The sequence below is a fragment of the Aeoliella sp. genome (assembly GCF_965227375.1).
GTDB lineage: Bacteria > Planctomycetota > Planctomycetia > Pirellulales > Lacipirellulaceae > Aeoliella.
Window position 1 is genome coordinate 2,923,321 of sequence record NZ_CBDDFX010000002.1, and the last position, 19,592, is coordinate 2,942,912.

The following is a 19,592-nucleotide window of genomic DNA, read 5'->3' on the forward strand; positions in this document are numbered from 1 at the left end:
GAGTGACTGTAACATTTAGAAACGAATTACCCGGAAGTCCAGAGTTAACGCATAATACCGGAATAGAAGAGACATCGATTACTGTTAGACGCAGATTCAGTTTGTACTCTGATTCTATCAATGATGGTCCAGCCGAAGTTTTATCAAATGCATCGATACCAGCAGCACGAGAATACTACCAATACGGTGGGACAGAACAGCACACGTTATTAAAAGTAATATCAAGAACAGCCACCAGACAAGAAAAGAACGCATTAGAGTGGATCGTAGAAGTTGATTATGAAACAGCCGATTATGATGACGATTGGAGCAATCCGCTAAACGATCCTGTTGAGATCGTTATGAGCACTGAAAAAGAACAGGTAACAGCGTTTTGGGCTGTAAATTCTTCCGGCGTGCCAACAACAGTCTTTTTAACCAGTGCTGGCGAGGCATTAGAAAATTACCCCACAAAGCAAAAGTCTTGGGCTGTCTTAGAATTCACCAGAAACGAAGCTCTAGCGACTAATGTAATTGCACTAGCAAATACTTACATCGACGCAACTAATGCTGATACCTTTTGGACTGCAACCGCTGGTCAAGTTAGGTGTGACGATATCGGTGTTGAAAGAATGGTAAAGCAACTCCCCGATGGAACAGACTTCCCTTACCTAAAAATCAAATATCGATTTGCTTTTAGGGATAGTTGGCTTTTAAGTTACCTCGATAAAGGTAGTTACTATCTTTATCCTATCGGGGTTGGATCAAGCACACGCAAGTTTAAAACAGAAGATGGTAACCCAGCAATCGGCAACCTTGACGGTACGGGTTATCCAGATACAGAGCCAGCGATTTTGGGGCCATTCAACATCTACAAAACCGCAACGTTTGGTACCTTAAGTTTGCCAACTAGTTTTGCTAGTTAATTCATACATAGAGTATGAATGTAAATTTTCTAAAGCCAAAAGACGTTGCGAGAATAAAGAAGCTGTTGGGAGATTACGAGGGTGGGAAATTTAACCCACCACCAACACCAACAGCTAGAGACGCTGGCGGCCCAATTGAAACTTATATTGGTCGGATTACCTCCGAGGTAAGTGCAATTGATGGAACCACGCCCGGCGACGGTATCGCACTTATCTATACCCTAGATACCGATGGTGATTTAGACGCTGGCACCTATCCGATTAACGTGTATCAATTTGGAACAGACACCATTGCTGTTGACGAATACGTCAATCTAATTCGGGAGCCTATCAGCGGCACGTATTGGATTGTAAAAGGTGGTGCAGGCACAAGCGTCTATAAAGGCGAAGCCATCGATCAAATCGATGTTGATGATACGGGAATGGTTGCAACCCTAACCATTTCCGAATGTGGGAATTCTTCGGGATCGTCACCGCCAACAGTAACAGTTTGTAATTACAAGGGGAAGACGATTTGGGAAGAATCTGTTTTGACCTACTATGCTGCGGGCGGTGAGTACCACGCTATAGCAAGCAACTCTGCTTATCGACTAATCGCAGAAGCCACAGAAGAAAGTAACGCCGGAAATTCGTATGCAGAATTTAACGTCAATAATGTTGTTGCTCAAGATGGTTTCTATCCAGAAACAACCATTGATGACGTACAAAATGATTTTGACCTATCCATAAACTATGGCGACAAAGTTGTTTTGAGTTGGGAGCAAAGCTCCGAAAGCTGGATTGTACTTTGGGTAAAACCACCGCAACCAGCCTACGCTAAGCACGGTTACACTACGGAGGTAATCACAGGTCGTGTTGGTGATACGTGGGGGCAAGGCTCGGTAAATGTATTTGAGGTAAGTCTTATTTCCTCGACGGCAATCGAGGCCGAGCAAACACCAAGTGTAATCGAGGTTTGGCGCAATAAGAGTGTAAACGAGATTGCCTCTGGCTCCAGCGTTGTTGCTGTACCCACCCCTGATACAAACGGCATTCTAGTAGACTTAATAATCTACAAAGATTGTGAGGGGGACTCGTGAGGAATATGTTTCAACCCGGTGACGGGTGCGGCTGTTGTACTTGGTGCGGAGATATCAAAGCATGCTTGCAAGTTGATCGTGGACATAACCTAGGAGCACACGAAGAGGTTTCTACTGCCAACAGTCCAAGTTGTATAGTCACTGTTAGCGGAATTGCCAATGATGGTTGTGGGGAGTGTACTGATATGAATCAGAGCGGCGAGCTATCGACGATCTATGCTTACGCCAGTTGGGACGAAATGAACGATGTCGATGGTTGCGGATATTTTTTTGGCGGTCCTGCACTTATTGGTTTTGGAGCAAGGGAGATACCTTTGACTTTTTGTAGTATTAGAGATGTTTATTTGACTTGTGGTGTTGTCTATAACTTCCAGTATCCGCCCGCCGCTGGTGTTCCTACAGGGCCAGATAGAATCATTTTGGCTGGTGGTTGGCTACCACAATTTGCCTCTGATCCTTACGCAATCAAATCGGTTGATTTGACAGAAGAGATTTTGCAACAACTTTGCAACGGCGATGAGATTGAACTGCCCGACGTACTACAGGTGGGGCCTGGGTGCGACACAACAAACATTGCTGTAACAATCCAACTGGTATACCCCTAATGTTGTTCTGCGAGTTTTCAAATTTTAAAAAAGGCACCAAATGCTTTAACTGTGGGTACGAGTTAATCCGTGATTTTGAGAACGGATTTAAGCGCAGGTGCGTTAAACCAAAATTTAGAACGCTACCTAAGCGTAAAGGGTGCGGCTGCAAAAAGAAAAAATGATCTGTGCAATTACCTCTTATTACAATCCGTTGGGCTGGAAGAGCAGACTAAGAAACTACCAACAGTTCAGAGCTAAGCTACATTGCCCACTGATTACAGTTGAATTGAATTCAAATGAAATTGATGACGCTATTCATCTACAATCCCCTGATCTACTCTGGCAAAAAGAAAGACTTTTAAACGTTGCCTTAGACCATTTACCCCCCAATTGCGAGATCGTTTGCTGGATCGATGCCGACATTGTTTGGGAGAATGATTTTTGCAAACAAGTTGAAACTGCATTAACCAAATACGATTTGGTTCAGATGTTCTCTGTTTGCAAAAGAGAAAAGCAAAACCAAGTGAGATCAATTACACTTGGGGGCAATGGCGGAAATGGTTTGGCTTGGTGCGCAAAAAGAGAAGACATAGAAGCAACCAGATTCTTTGACTATTGTATAGTTGGTAGCGGCGACTCTGCTTTCTATTGTGGAGCCAGTGGCAATGCATGGCGACACAACGTACCAAGAGAGCTAAAAAAAGAATGGGAGCAATGGGGAGTCAAAGCTTCAGAAGTCTTTAAGAGGATCAGTTGTTTACCAACAACTTGCAAACACTTTTACCACGGAAGAGCCGTTGATAGACGGTATCGCAGCCGTTGGCGGCTTTTAAATGGCTTTGCCCCCTCTGATCTTTTATTGGTAGATCAGGCGTACCAGTGGACCACTGAAGCTAGACCCCGATTTGCTCATAAATTGGAAGATTATTTCAGGGGTCGAAGAGAGGATAGTTGATCGCTTGGGGTTTTTTGCGCCTAGAACTTGACTCGAAATAGCCCCTTATAGTACCCCATTGTGCGCGAGGCTGATTTCGCCGGGCGCGGGTGTCGACCCGCCGCCTACGAGCCCGGCGTTGCTGATCGTGTGGTGGGGCGAACGAAACGGGCGTCGCGCCATGAGCGGCTCGCCGGCTTTCAAACGCCCCACCGCGCTATAAATGCGCGTGGTCTCCACCGACTCCTCAGGCGTAAGCTGCGGCAGGATGGTCGGCACTCGTTTGGCGAGCATCGTCTTGCCGCTGCCAGGCGGACCAAGCATCAGCAGATTATGACCACCGGCCGCCGCGATGGTGATCGCCCGCTTGGCCATTTCCTGCCCGCGGACGTCGGCGAAGTCGACTTCGTAGCTGCCATGTTCGTCGAATAGTTCGCGCACGCGGCAAGGCTCGGGTTCGATGTCAATGTTGCCGCCGAAGAAACCCACCGCCTGCGTCAGGCTGTCTACCGCGATCACTTCTAGCCCTTCGATCACCGCGGCCTCCGGTGCGTTGTCCTTGGGAACCACCAAGCCGCAGACTCCTTTGATGCGCGCCGCAGCCATGGCCATCGATAGCACTCCTTTGACCGGTCGCATGGTTCCGTCGAGCGCCAACTCGCCCACTACCGCGTACTCGCTAAGCCGCTCCGAGGCAATCTGACCGCTACCCGCTAGCACGCCCAGCGCAATGGGCAAATCGAACGACGCAGCTTGCTTGGGTAGCTCGGCTGGAGCCAGGTTGATCACCACGCGGTCCTGCGGGCGGACGAAGCCGCTGTTGACCATCGCCCTGGCGATGCGATGGGTACTTTCGCGGACCGCTGCCTCGGGAAGGCCAACGAGGATGGTCTTGGGGATGGCCGCGCCCGACACGTCGACCTCGGCCACGACCGGCAAGGCCTCGATTCCGACTAGGCTGAAGGTGTGAATGCGAGCTAGCATCGGTGCCCCCTCGGCGACGAACAATACGTGCGTACACTATATCCATGCGTTCACTTCCATGCAAGCACCGCATGCGCGTTTATTCGAAAAATCCGCAAGTTCTGCCCCAGGAAGGACCTCGTTGCCCGTAAACCTGGGCGAATTGCGCAAACTAAACGCGTCCTGCCACAAGTTCCGTAGCTGCGGCGCAGAGAAGGTCGATACTGTTCGCAGTTGGGTACCCGCCGCACGAGCGCGCCGGTTCCCACGTCTCCCCGCCAGACCAATTCACAATCGCCCGCGGTGTCGGGTACGAGGGTATTATGCAAGCGATCACCACAGCTCGGACCGTCTCCCGCCGCCTGGCCACGTTGCTGCCTGCTGGGCTGCTGACGACTGCGATCATGGCTGCTCCCGCCTCCGCGTTCTGGGGCACCCAAGGTGGTAGCTGTGGCGATGGTTGCTCGCAGGGAGCGTGCGCTCAGCCTCGCCCCGTGAAAGGGGCTGCTCACGATCTCTACAACCACCTGGAGAACGGTCGCGCGGCCAACGCCATGTGGCCCTATCCGTATGTCTGCCCCGACCGAGTTTGGGCGCACGGTCCGTTCGACATCATGGTGGTCAACGGCTGGCGTCGTCAGAACCTGTTGGGCGCCCACCACTTTGACCACGAAACTGGCAAGCTCACCAAGGCTGGCAAGCTCAAGATCGAGTGGATTTTGACCCAGTCGCCTCCGAGCCGTCGTCAGGTATTCGTCGAGCGATCGATGAGCGACGACATCACCCAGGATCGCATCGCCAAGGCAACCGAGTTCGCCGATGGTCTGCAGCTGGATGAAGGCGAAGCCATCGTTCAGGACACTTTCGTTCGCAGCCCACGTCGGGCGGCGAGCATGGTCGATGGCGAGCGTAATTCGTACATCGAGAATCGCAAGCCGGCCGTATTGCCTGCTGGCACCACCAGTACCAGTTCGCAATCCAACTAAATCAACCTGCTGGGCATGCCTAGCAGCCACGTGCGTACGCACCAATTCCAGGGAGGGAAAGCCGTGCGGAAAGTCCTTATTGCAACTCTGATTGCCACCACCGGCAGCTTCGCGACAGCGGCGCCGTACTTCAACAGCAGTACGACCCCGACTCCCCCCAAGCAGGAGTCGTCGGGTTGGCATCTGCCGAAGTTCTGGGGCAAGAAAGAGGTCGCGCCCGAACCTCAATTCATGTACCAAGCGCCGGCGCCGCAACCTTCCACCACGCAGCGGATCACGTCGGCGTTGGTCGACAATCGCGCCGTGGCGGCCGCGCGCGGCTGGATGAGTTCGGAGGGCGAAGCGGAAGCACCGAAGCCGAATCCCATCTCGCTCAGCACGCCAACCGGCCCGCCGACTCCGTCGTTGATGGTTGCGATGGCGCAGGTGCAGGAGCAGCAGGGCGACGTGGAAGGTGCCCGGCAGGTCTATATGAAGGCACTGGCCGCTGGTCCCAAGAACGTGAAGACGCTTCGCGAATTGGGACACTTCGAGGACCGCCAGAACCGACTCGCCGATGCGGAGCGCTACTACGCCGAAGCCGCCAAGATCGACCCACAGAACCCAGCCGTGCTGAACGACCTGGCGCTGTGCCTGGCTCGTCAGAACAAGCTGGCTCCTTCGGCGCAGTTGCTCGATCAGGCGATTGCTCTGGAACCGGCCAAGCCGCTGTATCGCAACAACATGGCCACGGTGCTTATGGAGATCGGTGACCAGCATCGTGCGATGAGCCACCTGATGTCGGTGCACCCGCCGGCCGCGGCTTACTACAACATGGGACATCTGCTGGAGAAAGGTGGCCAGAACGAAGCGGCCGCGGCCCACTACGCCGAAGCCCTGCGTCTGAATCCCAACCTCAAGGCGGCCGCCACCGCACTGGCCAAGATCGCCCCGCCGAGCCAGACCGAGGTGCCGCAAACGGCCATGGCTCCCGCTGCCAGCCAGCCAGCGGCCGCGACGCAAGAAGCGTGGCCTTCCGAGCCGCTGCCGAACAGCACGGTCAAGCCGGCCGCCAACGAGCCGCAGTTCGGCCCGCGGTTGCTGCCGTAGATGCACTGGCACCAAGGCCGGAAGCCTCCGGGCTTCTGGCCGATTTGCTCCGCTGTTGCTTGACACGCCGCCCATCACGTGCGACCGTGGAAGTTGCTCGCCGCCTGTGCCCCAAGAGCACAACGGCATCGCTCCACGGACTCTCCTCGTGAAAGGGACGACCATGTTCAGGCGGATTCGCGACCTTGGTGGAATCGGCATACTGGCAACCATCTGTGCGTGCTGCGGAGCCCAGTCCGCTTGCGGCGACGAAGCCTGGCAAGAGAACGTCGAAACAGCGCTCGCCCGCGTCGAAGCCGAGCAACAGCACGTCTCTCCCACCGAGCCCGGCGGCGTGGTGCTTCGCAACGTGCACAAGAACCTCGTCGCCACGCTGGCGTTGTACGAGTCCGACGGTGAAGCATTGCGTCGGAACCAACCACAACTCTTGCAGGTGAACACCAAAGAGGCGGGGAAGCCAAAGCAGCCAGCGGCACCCAAGGTACACGCAGACGAACCACAGCTCCTCGGCCCTGTGCGAGTAATTCTCGATGAGGATGTCGTCGAAGTGGAAATCGAGAAACAGCAAGCACAAGAGCGTGACCGAAATATTGACCGGATTAAGGCATTCCGCGAGCGTATCGCGCAGATGGAGCGCGAACGCCGCGCACCACGCGAGCGCCGGTCGGAGCGCGAGTCGGAACGCCCACGGGAAAGGGAACGCGACCAACCCGAAGCCAGACGCGCTGAACGTGAGCGTACCCAGCGCGAGCGGCCACAACGAGAACGAGCCGAACGCGAGCGAGCCGCTCGTGAACGGGAAGCGGCGCCGGCCAAGCCGCACCCACGCATCGTGGCCGCAATCGGGTCGCAGCAAGAGGAACTCAAGCAGCTCGCCGAACGGGTCGAGCGGATGGAACAGCAGTTGCGCAGACTGCAACAGATCCAGCAGCGCCAACCTGGTCGGATTATGCAGCCACGCGATCGCGAAACCGATCGCCCCCGTCGGCCGGGCCCACCAGCAATTCGTGGGAACGAAGAGCGCGCTGCCCAGCGAGAGCGTGCCCTGCAGGAGGCTCGCGAGCAGTTGGAACGGCGAATGAATGAACAGCGCGAGCAAGCCATGGCAGCACACGAAAGAATGGTAGAAAGGAGTCGCGACCTCGAACGCGAAGTCGACAAGCTCTCCGAGCACAAACGCGAACTCGAGATCCAGCGCGAGCAATCTCAACGCATGCTCGAGCGGGCGCAAAAGGAGTTGATGGAAAGGACCAAGCAGCTACACGAAGTCGAAAGCGAACTCGCAAAGCTCAAGGTGGAAGCCTCTCGCAACTCCGCCGAACGGCGTATGCACGAGTTCCGTCTCCGACAGCTCGATCGGCGTCCTGATGCCGAGCGACCAGCACGCGACACCCGGCGGCGCGAAACGCGCAAGCCAGCTGTGCCGGACGACGCGATCTAATTACCGCTTAGCGGTACAGCGAAGGCTCGCGGGCCAGGTCGATCTGCTTGCCCTCGATCGACGGGGGCAGCATGTGCCAATTCGATAGCGGCAGTTCGTGATTCCACTGCTCGCCAGCGGCCGGCGGTTCCACGCTCGGCAGCGGCAGCACTCCGGAGGTCTGCGGGCGCAGACGATGCACTTCGTCTTCCGCGGGCTCGATGGCCGGCGCAACGGCCTTTTCGACCGTCGTGGTTTCCAGGCGCGGCGTGTCGGCCGCTCCGGTCAACAGCCGCAACACTCCAAAGCCGGACAGCAGTAGCACTGCTGTCACCAACGCCAGCACGCGAGTGTGGTCGTAAACGCGAAACGGCTGCGCTCGACGCGCGGAGTGCGATGGATCGGTAGCGATAGCGGCAGATGTGGTCATGGCGGGGCGAGTGGCGGGCGAGTCGGCGGTGGGACGGGTTGTGTTCAAGGTCTTACAACTTCTATCGGCACAATCGGTACGCTCGCTACGGAGCGACTCGCTCAGCAACACGCAATTTTGCACTTCTTGACCTCGGGTTTACCGATTGCTCGGCAGCCGTGGCCACTAATGGTTTACGAGTAATCACTTCCAGCTGTTCAGCATCGCGAAACGCTAGCTTCACCATGCGATCTTCCAACGAATGAAAGCTGATCACCGCCAAACGGCCACCGACCGCTAGCAACGACGGCAGTCGCCCCAGGGCCAGTTCCAGGCTTTGAAGCTCGTCGTTTACAGCAATTCGCAAAGCTTGAAAAGTGCGAGTTGCCGGGTCGATGCGATGGTTCTTCGACCTCGGCACTACGCTTCGCACCAAGTCGGCCAGGTCGCTCGCGGTCTCAATCGGCGCCTGCCGCCGGCGCTCCACCACCTTCCGCGCAATCCGCCGACTGAATCGCTCCTCGCCGAACTGATAGATGATGTCGGCCAGGTGCTCGGCGCTTAAACGTGCTAGCAACTTACTGGCCGGCTCGCCGCGCGTGGGATCGAACCGCAGGTCGAGCGGCCCATCGGCTTTAAAGCTGAACCCTCGCTCGCGATCGGCCAATTGATCGCTCGATAGTCCAAGATCAAGCAGAATGCCATCGACCGATTCAACGCCCAGCTCTCGCAGCACCTCCGGCGCGTCGGCGTAGTTGGCATGCACCGCTGTGACGTTTGGCAGATCGGCAAGCGCCGCGGCGGTTCGCTCCACTGCGCCTGGATCGCGATCGAGCCCAATCACCCGCCCGGTGGGCCCGACCAGTTCGGCAAACAGCCGCGTATGCCCCCCGCCGCCCATCGTGCCATCGACCACCGTCGCGCCTTCAGTGAGCGCAAGCTGCTCCAGGACCTCCTTGGGCATAACAGGAACGTGTTCGGTGGTGGACATTGAGTTGGGACGTCAGAGTTGTTTGGTGCCGTGAATTGGTTTTGTCGCAGTTGGGTTTTGTCGCACTGGTTTTGTCGCACTAGTTTTGTCGCACCGTCGCGACAAAACGATTACCTGCGACAAAACTCCACCGAAACGCCCGCGACCAGTTTACGTAAGTCGTTAGCAATCCAGCAGTTGCAGCAATCACCTTTTCTCAGGAGGCAGGAGTTGTTGCGCTCGGTTCACCGCAGGTGCGACAAAACCCCAAACTGCGGCAAAACTCACGCCTGGCGAGCCGGGTGCATCATCGCCTCCGAGCAACCCAAAACTCGAAGCCCGCGCCAACATTCCAGTGCGCCGACACCGAGTTCTTAACCCTGCATTGTCCCCCACCGCGTGTAAAATTCCTACCGGCACATCAGAGAAAGGTCAAATCAGTGAGTCGGCCGTCTCGGCCGACACCAAGCAGGATCCTCGCACCATTTGATCGGATTCCGCCACCGCTCTTTGCCGGCAGCAACGCCAAACTCATGAAAAAGTTTCAGCGGGCATCGGCAAAGTGGCTTCACGAGCCAATTGAGGATAAGCTCTATCTCAATGCAGTTCCTTCCCAAGGTTGCAACGGCTCAGAGATTTACCATGAGTGACAGTGAGTACTTCTCCGCTGCTGATCACGAGTTGAATGCTCGCATGGCTCGCGGGGAGTTGCACCGCTACGACTGGGGAGTAGAACGGATCAAACGCGAAAACGATACACTTGATGCGCGTGAGTGGCTGGAGGCCGCAGGCGAAGACTACGGCGTTATCTACGAGCTATCACACGAAGAGAGCCTCGACGCTGTCGAAGAGTGCTACCGTCGTGGGGCGGTACTCGTCGAGGCAATGGGACATCTGCCCGAAGATCCGGCCGACAACTCTGTCGACATGCTCTTGATTACACTGCCCTCGGACAAGGCGAGTCGAGAACTTCTCTTTGAACTTGAGGAGTTGATCGCGGGCATGAGCGGCTATCAGCTTAGTGTCGACGAGGGCCAGAACTATCTACTGCTGCTGTTCAAGTAGCATACCAACCACAGCGAATAGCCATGAAACGCCTCCTCCTCGCACTCCTAGCACTAGTAGTCGGCAATGGTTGCTCTCGGCAGTCGGACTCCTCCCCCAAACCTCCCATACGCAGCTTGGAGGACATCCGCCAACTGCCAGTGGGCATAAGTGTGCAGCACAATCCGAATCCTGCCCATGCGGTTCTTGGTGGAAGAAGCGGTCGCAAGTACACCTGGCCAATTAGAACCACGGTGAGTGCGATCAATGAAGACGTCACGATCATCGAGTTTGGCGCGTTCGTCGAATGGAACGGAGAATGGGTTTTCTCGACGTTGACTGGCGAACCGTTCACTCCGCAGGACTTTGCCGAGTGGTATTCCTGCGAAGGAGCATCGCTAAGCCTAGGTGAAGACGTAACCGACCCCAACAACTGGGGTGGCGGGGACAAACTGATGGACTCGAAAGCCATTTGGTATTTCATTGGCGAAACAAAAGATGGCAAGCGTTGCTACGGAGAAGGAGAGATCGTGGAACTCGGCCAACTCGTGGGAGAGTGACCCGCACCCAACTGGCCGAACGCGCGAAGACACCCTGGAACAAAACTTCGCTCAGCTCCGCTGTAGGTGAACCTGCCGGTAGAAAGTTCCCTACAATGGCAACGCGTCTTGCCGGGAGGTCTTGGGGCATTCGTGTGAACTAGTGAAATGAGGTGCACTCGTGACATTCGATGCTTCACGTCCTGAAACTTGGTTAGACTTATCTCAGCATCCCTCTTTGTGTGACAAGCCATTTGATCCTTCGTGGTACGATGGCGATGTCGAGTTTGAACTTCGTCTACTTCGAACACTTTGCATTAGCATAGAGCGACTGGAAGCGGAGGCAAAGTTTAAGTTCGTCGTGCTCGACGACTACACCTTCTATGCCATTGTGTCAAAGAACCACAGGTGCTGTGAGGTAGTCCCCGCTTTGATGGACCACGAGTTAAGAACTAGAGGCATATACATTGACTTTCTGGACCACCGACCAGAAGAACTGCCGATTCAACGTGTGGAGCAAGCCCAGTCTTTAGTGCTTGCATTTTTTGCGGGGCGAAACCCTGAAGAGTTTTGATATAGAGTTGCCTTGTTGAGAACATGACGACGCGTCTCGCCGACAGAACCACCACCCGACGACCTACAAGGAACGCCTCCACGCAAACGTAGCCGGATTCGCAAGAATTCGGACAACCAACCACAATTGGCGACGTGGCTCCCTTAGACCTTTACGATTAAGCTGATTCCAGGAATGCCCGCGAATCCACGCAGATGGACGCGAATGGTAATGACTTAGGCCCGGCGTTTACGCCGGGTTGGAGCAAACCTCTGAACGAAAACCCATAATGCTCCCCAAGCCTCTCTCGAATCGGGGTCACCATGAGCAATAAGCCAACCCACGCATCGGTGACCAGCGTGCCCTGCACCTGCAGCTATCTCGAGCGAGCAGCGGACGAACCTGAGAATCCGATCGTCTTTCATGAGTCAACGGGCGAGTATCAGTTCACCTACCCCGATTCGGTGGACGGGGGAACTGCCATGCTGGTAATCTACCACTGCCCCTTCTGCGGAGGAGCAGCTCCAGACTCGAAACGTCCCGCGATGTTTCATGTGGTCTCACGAACCGAGACCGATCGCCTGCTCACAATACTCCGAGCATGCAAGAACGTGGAAGATGTACTCGCAGCACTGGGGCCACCCGACCGTGATGATCCGACGGGCTGCAGTTCCACCACTTTTGAAGAGGTTGATTGTCCACCTCAAATCACAATTGAGCGGCTACTCGTATACGAGAACTTGTCCGACGTGGCCGATGTCCACGTAACCGAGCGGCCGAACGGAAAGATTGGATTCTCGATCTCGGGCAAGCCAAAGTCAGCTAGCTACGGGATACGCATAAAGGACTGTTAAGAATAGTCGCAAGGAAGAATGCGGCTCGCCGACAGAACCACCACCCGACGACCTACAAGGAACGCCTCCACGCTAACGTAGCCGGATTCGCAAGAATTCGGACAACCAACCACGGCCTCTGAATTCTCACCCGCCATTACGCAACAAGAGGTTTCAAATTCATGGTTACCTTTTACTCGCCACTGGCGAAGTGGCTCAGGTGGCGGTTTGCGGATAAGGATTCAACATGTTTCATTTTTTGAAGATTTAGCTTATGAAAAGACATCAACTTCTTGGCCATCCCGAAATCGCTAACAAGTCGCTATCCGAACTCGCTGCAAGTTATCCAGCGCCGTTGGAAGACTTTTTCGGACTTGGGAATTATCCAGCGGACTGGAATCATACTGGAATGCGGTGGAGTGATGTGAGTAAGTGTCTTGAGATTGTAACGTTAGCACACCTGGGATACTCTCTCCGCGACACCAATTCCGGCGCGTTTGCGATCGCAGGTGCCAGAATCGCAGTTGACTATTTTTATGGCGACTATCTATCTCTGGACGATTGGTCAGAAGAGATGAGGAGAAGCCAAGACAACGATTTCCTATTGTGGTCAGGTGTCTTCCGTGACGGTCTCTTTCTGGCGACTTTGGTTCATGCACAGGAAGACTCCCGAAAGCTCTGCCAGTGGGTCGCTCCATGGCTCCCCTACGATGAATCGGAGTACGATTTCTCACGACAGGGAGTAGCCTACCTCAAATTGCTAGCTGCAGTAGTCGATGAGCGAACGGATGAAATGGAGTCGCTCAGCACAGAGATTGATAAAACTCGCACGAAGCGCTGGAAGTTACTCCGAGACGCACTTCTCGCGATCCAAAACCAAGATGCAACCTCGTTTGGGGAAAACATCTCTACCTTCCTGCAGCACTATCTGAAGGCGGAGCTAGGTAGGCAGTTCGTTAGCGACTGGGTAAGTTTAGACGCCAGCACGCTCTGGAATCTTGCCATCGATAGACGCATGGCAATGCCTGATCTTGACGACCGCGCTGCCGCGCTGATTGTCACTCAAGACACTATCACAGACGCAGCTTGAAAGATCGACATGTCCTACTCTGTATTCGCATATCTGGTGGACAAGACGAAGCTTGATTCGGTTATAGGCTGCAAGGATCGAGCGACACACCAGCGTATTGCTGATGCCAACGAAGGCATGCTTCTTCCAGACGAAGGCGAACCAGAGGAGCGATTGTTGGCCGAGCAATCGCTCACGGCTTTGATCGAAGGAGAATTGCAGAATGAGGGCTTGGACTATCTCTATGCCTTGGAGATGGTATGCAATGCGAATGGCGAGCGAGTAGACCTGCCTAGCCTGGAGGGTGTTCACTGGAGTTTTTTTGATGAACTCGGAATGCTTAAGGAGGCATCCTCCACTGGACTGCCTTTTCCACCGTTTGCAGGTGAGTCTCGATATGAACCGTTGTACTTGAGCCGCGAACAGCTGCGGAAACTGATCCAGAAGTGGGACGACGAGTCAATCGCCCACGAAGACAGAGAGGTTCAAGCCGCACGCTATGAGTTGCTTGAAGTCTTGGAGTCGGCTGCCGATGACGGATTGGATTTTATCGGCTTCTATGGATAGGGTCGGTTTCGTAGTTAGTCGATGAACAATGAACCGTGGAACGTAGGGTGGGTGGTTCCGTTAGCGGCCTAATTGCGGTCTCGGTCATGCTCCGACTAGTGGAAAACGTGCCCCTCGACCGCTGCTAGCTTCGCTTCTTCAACCCGGGGCGGCGCTTGGCTCGTTCCTCGCCGGCGCTTGCCCCGGGCTACCATATTACGCCCCTTCGGGGCTGTCTGAACATATCGCACTCACGCAATTCGACCCGTGCCCATCCGTGTCTATCCGTGGCTAACATTACAAGCGTGGAACGGCCACGGCTTTGTCATCTCTCGTCTTCTCTGTTACCTCTGTTGCCTCCTGTTCCAACAGATTTAGTTGTGCTCTGCGGCGCTGAGTCCTCCAATGTCTCCTGTCAAAACGTCTTTGCCAGCAGCCCGGGCCGTGTGAAGCTTTAACGGCTCGGTAAGCTCCTCCATCTGCGTAGCGGCTTCGGGACGCTCCGGAAGCAGCGGTTGGTTCTGAATTGCCATAGTTTCCGTGCGCGCCGAACCGATCGGTTTTGCTAAGTACCTTACCAGTTCGACCGAAGCGAGAGGTATGCCCCTTCCCCTTCGACGGGCACAGCTTCGGTAGACCCAGTAGCGAGAGGATTCGGCGATGAAGTCCACGCAATCACTGCAATCGTGCCTCGCGGCGCTAGCCGCCCTCGTCATGACCTCTGGCTTGGCGCTGCAGTCGGCGACCGCCCAGAACCTGGTAACCGCTCTGCCGGATGCGTTCGACGTGCCGGAACTGGCGATGAAGCCCAGAGCCGCGATCACTCCGGTGCAGAACAAGGCGAAGATCGAGGTCTTTCGCGAGCGCTACCCGAACGGCAACGTGCACATCGAACGGGAAGTGACGCTCGACACCGATGGCAACTACGTGAACCACGGCTCGTGGCAGATGCTCGATCCATCCGGATCGTTGATCGCCAGCGGTCAATACAACTACGGCAAGCGAATTGGCACCTGGACGCTGAGCCTGGACCGCAACAACGCCGAAATCCTCCGCGAAGCGCCGTTCCGCATGTTCAAGGCGCCGTTCACTTCGAACGCGAACTTCAGCAACGACAAGATCGACGGCGATTGGCTCATCCTGGACGCCGAGCAACGCAAGGTCAGCCAGATCAGCTTCGAAAACGGAGTGCGCCACGGTCTGGCCATGACCTGGCTGCCCAGCGGCGACGTGCTCCGCCAGGCCGAGTACAACCAGGGCACGCCCGTCGGCGAAGTCCTGCAGGCGAACAACTCCACCGGCAAGCTCGAGCGCGCCGCCACGTACCTGGATGGGCGTCGCATCGCCACGAACGTGGAGTACCACACGCGAGCCAAGCGTCAGAAACGCATCGAAGAAATGTACTTGGCACCGAAGACCGTGCAGAAGACGGCCGACGATTTCTGGAACAGCAAGTTCGCCACCTACGACCAGCAAGGCGAGCCGCTCCGTCACGGAACCTCGAAGTCGTGGTACACCAACGGCCAATTGGAGATCGAAGGCCAGTACGAATACAACAAGCGGGTGGGTCACTTCCGCTTCTGGCACCCGAACGGTCAGATCTCGGCCGAAGGCGACTTCAAGAACAACGACTACGCTGGCCACTGGGTGTGGTGGCACGAAAATGGCCAAAAAGCGATCACCGGCTGGTACGACAACGGTCGCAGCATCGGCGAGTGGCGGTGGTGGGACGAAAATGGACAACTTGCCAACCGCTCGACGTTCGACGAATCGGATCGACAGGCGGAGCACTCCGAAGAATCGGACATCAACCGCACCAGCCAGGCGCCGATGTTGGAGTTGCGCCAGCCCAGGTAACTCGGAATGGCAAGCCAGTGCACATCACTGGCTTGCCACTCGCTGTTTATTCCAACAGAAAGTCGGCGAAGTCGACGACCGTGCCATTGGCGTCGGCAATGTACACGCGGGCGATGGTCGGCCGGGCGAGCTTCAGCTCCGGCAGGTCGAGGTTCACGAGAGAGTCGGTCCACTCGAGCGTCTTCAATCGCAGCGCCCGACCGTCGACCAGCAGCACTGCCCGCCCTTCAACGTCGCCCGCATTGCGAGTGTTGAAGTTGAGTGACTCGCCACTGGCGAACACGGATAGTTCATCGACCGACAGGGTGGGTTTGCCCCAAGGATCGAGGTTCACCCACTTGCCGTCGAAGAACCGGGCCGAGGTCGGTGGGCGAACCGCATCGGCGGTGATCCAGGGCTGCGACCCCGTTGCACCCAGCATGGTGTTGATGCTGCCGAAGAACGGGTCGGCGGGAAGCGGCAGTCGCGGCAGCGGAGCAACCTCTTCGGGCCCCGGCGCGGCAGGTTCTTCGATCATCGGCTCGGCAGGAGTCGGCGATTCGTCCAGTGGCTCTTCGATCATCGGAGTTTCTTCGGCCGCTTCGATCATCTCGTCCAGCGGAGCCGGCAATTCCGTTGGCGACTCAGCACGCAGGTCGACCAGCGGCAGTTCGTCGAGCCCAAGTGTCAACAACTCGTCGTCGTACTTGAATCCGCCTGCTTCCTCTACTGGCTGCTGCTCGGTCGTCTCAGGCTCCTCGGCGGGTGGCATGTCGGCTTCCACCGGCATGGGCCCGTCCGTATCGTCGCTCAGGTCGTCGGACTCGTCAGTGGTCGGATCGGTGGGGAGGGCTTCGGGCTGCTCAGGTAGCTCTGGCAGTTCGGGAAGCGGTGGCGTAGCTGCCACCTCGGGCTCGGTCGCAGCCCAATCCTCATCGTCCGATTCGGCAGGTTCGAAGTCCGTGCGCGAGCTATCGCTCACCAGGGCCCGGTACAAAGCGTTCGCCGGCACCAGCCGCATCAGGTCGGAACTATCGGCCCGGGCGACGCCAGAGACCGAAAAACCCGCCAGAACCGCTGCAAAAGCCGAAAATGAAAGTACCAGAGCCCGCATGATGCACCTCGCAATTCCCTGAGATTATGTGAAATCCGCCACCCAACCGGTGGCTTCACGATCTCATACGGGGGGATTCTAGAGGTGTTACAGCGGGAAACGAGGATTTCTGGAACAAGGGCAAATGAGACTACCTCATATCTGACGCTCGCGGTGTCAAGACACGTTGTATTTGATGCAGAGTTCATCACAGGATATCTGGCCCGCCGCTGCGAGTTCAAAATCGGACTGCGTGACTTCGATACTCTTCGCCATGCCAGCCAACTCCCCTGAGATGTATTCGAATATGTACCTGCTGTCTACCTTTCGTATGCTCCACCCGTCTCCCACAAACTCATTCTCAGTAGAAACTCTCGATTTCTTCGGGTACTCAAGTGGTATTTCTTCGTAGTATTCGCTCATGGCTTACTCCTGAGCTTAAGCTCTACAATAGGTGGTTTGTGCAAGAAATTCGTTTCATCCTTTAGAGGGCCAATGAAGTTACTTCCGCATTGTGTAGATCCTTCAGTCGCTTAGGCTCCTTCACGATGACACGGCGAATCACCCCTTGCGCGTCTTCGCCCCGGGACGCCGCTGCCCGCCCTTGGGCCCTTTGGCCGCGCGTTGGCGTTTCACGAAGTTCTCGGCTTGCCCGGTCATTTCGAACAGGAATCGGCTGGGGATCGTCTCGCGCGGCTTGCCCCATTTCCGGCGCGTCAGGGCCATGGTCATCGTCAGTTCGTCCTGCGCGCGGGTCACACCGACGTACGCCAGGCGGCGTTCTTCGGCGATGTCTTTCTCGGTGCCTTCTAGGCTCCGCTTGTGGGGCAGGATGCCCTCCTCGAGGCCGACCAGGTAGACGAACGGAAACTCCAGACCTTTCGAACTGTGCAGCGTCATCAGGGCGATGGCGTTTTGCGAGAGTTGTTTCTCCTTCTCGCGGCTCTCGTCCTGGTTGCCGACCAGCAGATCGTCTAGGAACGCGATGATGCGATCGCGGGTCGACTTCTTCCGCGATTTGCGTCGCGTGTCGTAGCTGGCCGCCGCGTTGGTGATTTCCTCCACGGTGGCCCAGCGGGCGTCGCGGTCGTTGGGGTCTTCGTACAGTCGCTGCAGTTCCGACTCGTACCGCGTGTCGTCCAGGATGCGACGGAACATGTCCTCGACGTCCATCCCGTCGGCCTGATGCTGCCAGTTGTGCACCATGTTGCGGAATTCCAGCACGCCTTTCATCGCCGCCTTCGACAGGCCGGTCACGCCGGTGGGACTTTCAATCATGTCCCACACGTGCTTGCCCCGCGCAGCGGCCTCGGTCACCAGGGCCTTACGGGCTGCTTCGCCGATGCCCCGTGGGGGAGTGTTCAGCACCCGCAGCACCGCCGGGTCGTCGCCCGGATCGGCCACCAATCGTAAGAACGCGAGTAGGTCGCGCACTTCGCGGCGATCGAAGAAGCTCATGCCGCCGATCAGCACGTACGGCAAGTTCGCCGCCCGCAGCTCGGTCTCAAACGCCCGCGGCTGCTCGTTGGTGCGAAACAGGATGGCGAAGTCCTTCGCGCCGCGGCCCATGCCCATCAGCCGCTGAATGTCCTTCACCACGCTAACCGCTTCGTCCTGCTCGTCCTTGAACTGCAAAATGCGCGGCGCAGGCCCCTCGTGCCGCGCGGCTTTGAGGATCTTGTCGTGGCGCTCGGCGTTGAAGGCAATCAGCGTGTTGGCGTGTTCGATGATCGCTGCACTCGAGCGATAGTTGTCCTCCAGCCGCACCACCTTGGCGTCGGGCCAGTCCTTGGCGAAACGCAGAATGTGTGTGACCTCCGCACCGCGCCAGCCGTAAATCGATTGATCGTCGTCGCCCACCACGCACAGATTGCGGTGCCCCATCGCCAGCCCGCGGACGATTTCGTATTGGCTGTGGTTGGTGTCCTGGTACTCGTCGATCAGCACGTGGTCGAACCGCGCGGCTTCCGCGCGACGTACATTGGGATGTTCGGTGAACAATTTCTCGGTCAGCAGCAACAGGTCGTCGAAGTCGACGATGCCGCTGTTCTTGAGCGCCTTCTGGTACCGCCGATACGCGGCCGCGGCCAGGTGCTCGCGGTCGGTCTCGGCCGCGCCCATCGCTCCCTCGGGCGTGATGGACGACATCTTCCAGCGGCCGATGAAGCCCAGCAGGTCGCTCGGCTTCAAGCTATCGGCCGGGGCGCGAATCTCGCGAAGGGCCGCTCGGGCGGTGCTCTCTTGATCGCCGCGGTCGCAGATGGCGAACCGCTCGGGATAGCCCAGCACGGGTGCGTGGCGGCGGAGGATGCGGACGCACAGGGCGTGGAACGTGGAAATTTCGGGCCGCGGGGCGTCGGCCTTGCGGTATTTGCCCGGCAGTAGCGCGGCCGCTCGCTCCTGCATCTCGCCCGCCGCCTTGCGGGTGAATGTCACCGCCAGGATGCGATCGGGCTTGATGCGGTGACGGATAAGGTTCGAGATGCGGAACGTCACCACCCGCGTCTTGCCGGTCCCCGCCCCAGCCAGCACCAGCAGCGGCCCGCCGAGCGTGTTGACCGCGTCGCGTTGTGGTGGGTTCAATCCGTCGGACATCGTAGCATCATGCGGGGAGGACAAAGGTGGCATGGCATAATACCCGGGCGAGCCGCTAGCGTCGACGCCCTGAGTTTCGAGTGGTTTGCTCCGGGCGCCGACGCTTCCGGCTCGCCAAGGAAAATCCTCCGCTTGACGTTAA

At 56.8% G+C, this 19,592-nt stretch carries 21 protein-coding genes; 13 read left to right on the forward strand and 8 right to left on the reverse strand.

Going from position 1 to position 19,592, the window contains the following annotated elements; translation table 11 throughout:
- The first annotated feature begins 2 nt into the window (after positions 1-2).
- The 4 genes from ACQK2L_RS24445 to ACQK2L_RS24460 all read left to right on the forward strand — a co-directional run bounded on the left by ACQK2L_RS24445 (position 3) and on the right by ACQK2L_RS24460 (position 3,526).
- A complete protein-coding gene (locus ACQK2L_RS24445) occupies positions 3-905 on the forward strand; it encodes a hypothetical protein (protein ID WP_425399664.1) in 903 nt (300 codons plus the stop codon).
- Between the two features lie 14 nt (positions 906-919).
- Positions 920-1,984, forward strand: a complete 1,065-nt coding sequence (locus ACQK2L_RS24450; protein WP_425399665.1) for a hypothetical protein — start codon at positions 920-922, stop codon at positions 1,982-1,984.
- A 185-nt stretch (positions 1,985-2,169) separates the two neighbouring features.
- A complete protein-coding gene (locus tag ACQK2L_RS24455) occupies positions 2,170-2,589 on the forward strand; it encodes a hypothetical protein (RefSeq protein WP_425399666.1) in 420 nt (139 codons plus the stop codon).
- Positions 2,590-2,728: 139 nt separating this feature from the next.
- On the forward strand, positions 2,729-3,526 hold the full coding sequence (locus ACQK2L_RS24460; protein WP_425399667.1) for a hypothetical protein: 798 nt from the start codon (positions 2,729-2,731) through the stop codon (positions 3,524-3,526).
- Positions 3,527-3,571: 45 nt separating this feature from the next.
- Here ACQK2L_RS24460 and ACQK2L_RS24465 read toward each other — a convergent pair whose 3' ends face one another.
- Positions 3,572-4,489: a YifB family Mg chelatase-like AAA ATPase gene (locus ACQK2L_RS24465; RefSeq protein ID WP_425399668.1), complete on the reverse strand. Its 918-nt coding sequence runs from the start codon at positions 4,487-4,489 to the stop codon at positions 3,572-3,574.
- Between the two features lie 302 nt (positions 4,490-4,791).
- Here ACQK2L_RS24465 and ACQK2L_RS24470 point away from each other — a divergent pair, with 302 nt between their 5' ends.
- Positions 4,792-5,454, forward strand: a complete 663-nt coding sequence (locus ACQK2L_RS24470) for a hypothetical protein (RefSeq protein WP_425399669.1) — start codon at positions 4,792-4,794, stop codon at positions 5,452-5,454.
- Between the two features lie 63 nt (positions 5,455-5,517).
- A complete protein-coding gene (locus ACQK2L_RS24475; RefSeq protein WP_425399670.1) occupies positions 5,518-6,543 on the forward strand; it encodes a tetratricopeptide repeat protein in 1,026 nt (341 codons plus the stop codon).
- Here the strand turns inward: ACQK2L_RS24475 and ACQK2L_RS24480 are convergent.
- On the reverse strand, positions 6,494-7,642 hold the full coding sequence (locus ACQK2L_RS24480; protein WP_425399671.1) for a hypothetical protein: 1,149 nt from the start codon (positions 7,640-7,642) through the stop codon (positions 6,494-6,496). The genes ACQK2L_RS24475 and ACQK2L_RS24480 overlap by 50 nt on opposite strands.
- 3 nt (positions 7,643-7,645) lie before the next feature.
- Between ACQK2L_RS24480 and ACQK2L_RS24485 the strand changes: the two genes are divergently transcribed.
- Positions 7,646-7,984, forward strand: a complete 339-nt coding sequence (locus ACQK2L_RS24485; protein ID WP_425399672.1) for a hypothetical protein — start codon at positions 7,646-7,648, stop codon at positions 7,982-7,984.
- Between the two features lie 7 nt (positions 7,985-7,991).
- Here ACQK2L_RS24485 and ACQK2L_RS24490 read toward each other — a convergent pair whose 3' ends face one another.
- Positions 7,992-8,441 (reverse strand): hypothetical protein, encoded by a 450-nt coding sequence (locus ACQK2L_RS24490; RefSeq protein ID WP_425399673.1) that lies wholly within the window; start codon positions 8,439-8,441, stop codon positions 7,992-7,994.
- A gap of 37 nt (positions 8,442-8,478) precedes the next feature.
- Positions 8,479-9,363, reverse strand: coding sequence for a 16S rRNA (cytosine(1402)-N(4))-methyltransferase RsmH (gene rsmH, locus ACQK2L_RS24495; protein ID WP_425399674.1), 885 nt, complete (start codon positions 9,361-9,363; stop codon positions 8,479-8,481).
- A gap of 621 nt (positions 9,364-9,984) precedes the next feature.
- Here rsmH and ACQK2L_RS24500 point away from each other — a divergent pair.
- The 5 genes from ACQK2L_RS24500 to ACQK2L_RS24520 all read left to right on the forward strand — a co-directional run bounded on the left by ACQK2L_RS24500 (position 9,985) and on the right by ACQK2L_RS24520 (position 13,947).
- Positions 9,985-10,407, forward strand: coding sequence for a hypothetical protein (locus ACQK2L_RS24500; protein ID WP_425399675.1), 423 nt, complete (start codon positions 9,985-9,987; stop codon positions 10,405-10,407).
- Between the two features lie 23 nt (positions 10,408-10,430).
- Positions 10,431-10,946 carry a hypothetical protein gene (locus ACQK2L_RS24505; protein ID WP_425399676.1) on the forward strand — a complete coding sequence of 172 codons (516 nt, stop codon included), beginning with the start codon at positions 10,431-10,433 and terminating at the stop codon, positions 10,944-10,946.
- 855 nt (positions 10,947-11,801) lie between these two features.
- Positions 11,802-12,332 (forward strand): DUF6980 family protein, encoded by a 531-nt coding sequence (locus ACQK2L_RS24510; RefSeq protein WP_425399677.1) that lies wholly within the window; start codon positions 11,802-11,804, stop codon positions 12,330-12,332.
- A 253-nt stretch (positions 12,333-12,585) separates the two neighbouring features.
- Positions 12,586-13,401, forward strand: a complete 816-nt coding sequence (locus tag ACQK2L_RS24515) for a hypothetical protein (RefSeq protein WP_425399678.1) — start codon at positions 12,586-12,588, stop codon at positions 13,399-13,401.
- A 9-nt stretch (positions 13,402-13,410) separates the two neighbouring features.
- The gene (locus ACQK2L_RS24520; protein ID WP_425399679.1) at positions 13,411-13,947 is read left to right on the forward strand and encodes a DUF7691 family protein; all 537 of its coding nucleotides are present in this window, start codon (positions 13,411-13,413) and stop codon (positions 13,945-13,947) included.
- A gap of 353 nt (positions 13,948-14,300) precedes the next feature.
- Here ACQK2L_RS24520 and ACQK2L_RS24525 read toward each other — a convergent pair whose 3' ends face one another.
- Complete coding sequence (locus ACQK2L_RS24525) at positions 14,301-14,459, reverse strand: hypothetical protein (protein WP_425399680.1); 159 nt, start codon at positions 14,457-14,459, stop codon at positions 14,301-14,303.
- Between the two features lie 127 nt (positions 14,460-14,586).
- On the opposite strand from ACQK2L_RS24525, the gene ACQK2L_RS24530 reads away from it, so the two are divergent.
- A complete protein-coding gene (locus ACQK2L_RS24530; protein ID WP_425399681.1) occupies positions 14,587-15,783 on the forward strand; it encodes a toxin-antitoxin system YwqK family antitoxin in 1,197 nt (398 codons plus the stop codon).
- A 46-nt stretch (positions 15,784-15,829) separates the two neighbouring features.
- On the opposite strand, the gene ACQK2L_RS24535 is transcribed toward ACQK2L_RS24530, so the two are convergent.
- The 3 genes from ACQK2L_RS24535 to ACQK2L_RS24545 all read right to left on the reverse strand — a co-directional run bounded on the left by ACQK2L_RS24535 (position 15,830) and on the right by ACQK2L_RS24545 (position 19,450).
- Positions 15,830-16,876: a hypothetical protein gene (locus ACQK2L_RS24535; protein WP_425399682.1), complete on the reverse strand. Its 1,047-nt coding sequence runs from the start codon at positions 16,874-16,876 to the stop codon at positions 15,830-15,832.
- 156 nt (positions 16,877-17,032) lie between these two features.
- Entirely contained in the window at positions 17,033-17,278 is a 246-nt protein-coding gene (locus tag ACQK2L_RS24540) for a hypothetical protein (protein ID WP_425399683.1), read from the reverse strand.
- 138 nt (positions 17,279-17,416) lie between these two features.
- Complete coding sequence (locus ACQK2L_RS24545; RefSeq protein WP_425399684.1) at positions 17,417-19,450, reverse strand: ATP-dependent helicase; 2,034 nt, start codon at positions 19,448-19,450, stop codon at positions 17,417-17,419.
- Between the last annotated feature and the right edge of the window lie 142 nt (positions 19,451-19,592).

What these genes read in the sequence shown, in the direction of transcription:
- ACQK2L_RS24450 (WP_425399665.1), top strand. Translation starts at nt 920, where the DNA reads ATGAATGTAAATTTTCTAAAGCCAAAAGACGTTGCGAGAATAAAGAAG.
- ACQK2L_RS24455 (WP_425399666.1), top strand. Translation starts at nt 2,170, where the DNA reads ATGAATCAGAGCGGCGAGCTATCGACGATCTATGCTTACGCCAGTTGG.
- ACQK2L_RS24465 (WP_425399668.1), bottom strand. Translation starts at nt 4,489, where the DNA reads ATGCTAGCTCGCATTCACACCTTCAGCCTAGTCGGAATCGAGGCCTTG.
- ACQK2L_RS24470 (WP_425399669.1), top strand. Translation starts at nt 4,792, where the DNA reads ATGCAAGCGATCACCACAGCTCGGACCGTCTCCCGCCGCCTGGCCACG.
- ACQK2L_RS24485 (WP_425399672.1), top strand. Translation starts at nt 7,646, where the DNA reads ATGGCAGCACACGAAAGAATGGTAGAAAGGAGTCGCGACCTCGAACGC.
- rsmH (WP_425399674.1), bottom strand. Translation starts at nt 9,363, where the DNA reads ATGTCCACCACCGAACACGTTCCTGTTATGCCCAAGGAGGTCCTGGAG.
- ACQK2L_RS24500 (WP_425399675.1), top strand. Translation starts at nt 9,985, where the DNA reads ATGAGTGACAGTGAGTACTTCTCCGCTGCTGATCACGAGTTGAATGCT.
- ACQK2L_RS24505 (WP_425399676.1), top strand. Translation starts at nt 10,431, where the DNA reads ATGAAACGCCTCCTCCTCGCACTCCTAGCACTAGTAGTCGGCAATGGT.
- ACQK2L_RS24510 (WP_425399677.1), top strand. Translation starts at nt 11,802, where the DNA reads ATGAGCAATAAGCCAACCCACGCATCGGTGACCAGCGTGCCCTGCACC.
- ACQK2L_RS24515 (WP_425399678.1), top strand. Translation starts at nt 12,586, where the DNA reads ATGAAAAGACATCAACTTCTTGGCCATCCCGAAATCGCTAACAAGTCG.
- ACQK2L_RS24520 (WP_425399679.1), top strand. Translation starts at nt 13,411, where the DNA reads ATGTCCTACTCTGTATTCGCATATCTGGTGGACAAGACGAAGCTTGAT.
- ACQK2L_RS24525 (WP_425399680.1), bottom strand. Translation starts at nt 14,459, where the DNA reads ATGGCAATTCAGAACCAACCGCTGCTTCCGGAGCGTCCCGAAGCCGCT.
- ACQK2L_RS24530 (WP_425399681.1), top strand. Translation starts at nt 14,587, where the DNA reads ATGAAGTCCACGCAATCACTGCAATCGTGCCTCGCGGCGCTAGCCGCC.
- ACQK2L_RS24535 (WP_425399682.1), bottom strand. Translation starts at nt 16,876, where the DNA reads ATGCGGGCTCTGGTACTTTCATTTTCGGCTTTTGCAGCGGTTCTGGCG.
- ACQK2L_RS24540 (WP_425399683.1), bottom strand. Translation starts at nt 17,278, where the DNA reads ATGAGCGAATACTACGAAGAAATACCACTTGAGTACCCGAAGAAATCG.
- ACQK2L_RS24545 (WP_425399684.1), bottom strand. Translation starts at nt 19,450, where the DNA reads ATGTCCGACGGATTGAACCCACCACAACGCGACGCGGTCAACACGCTC.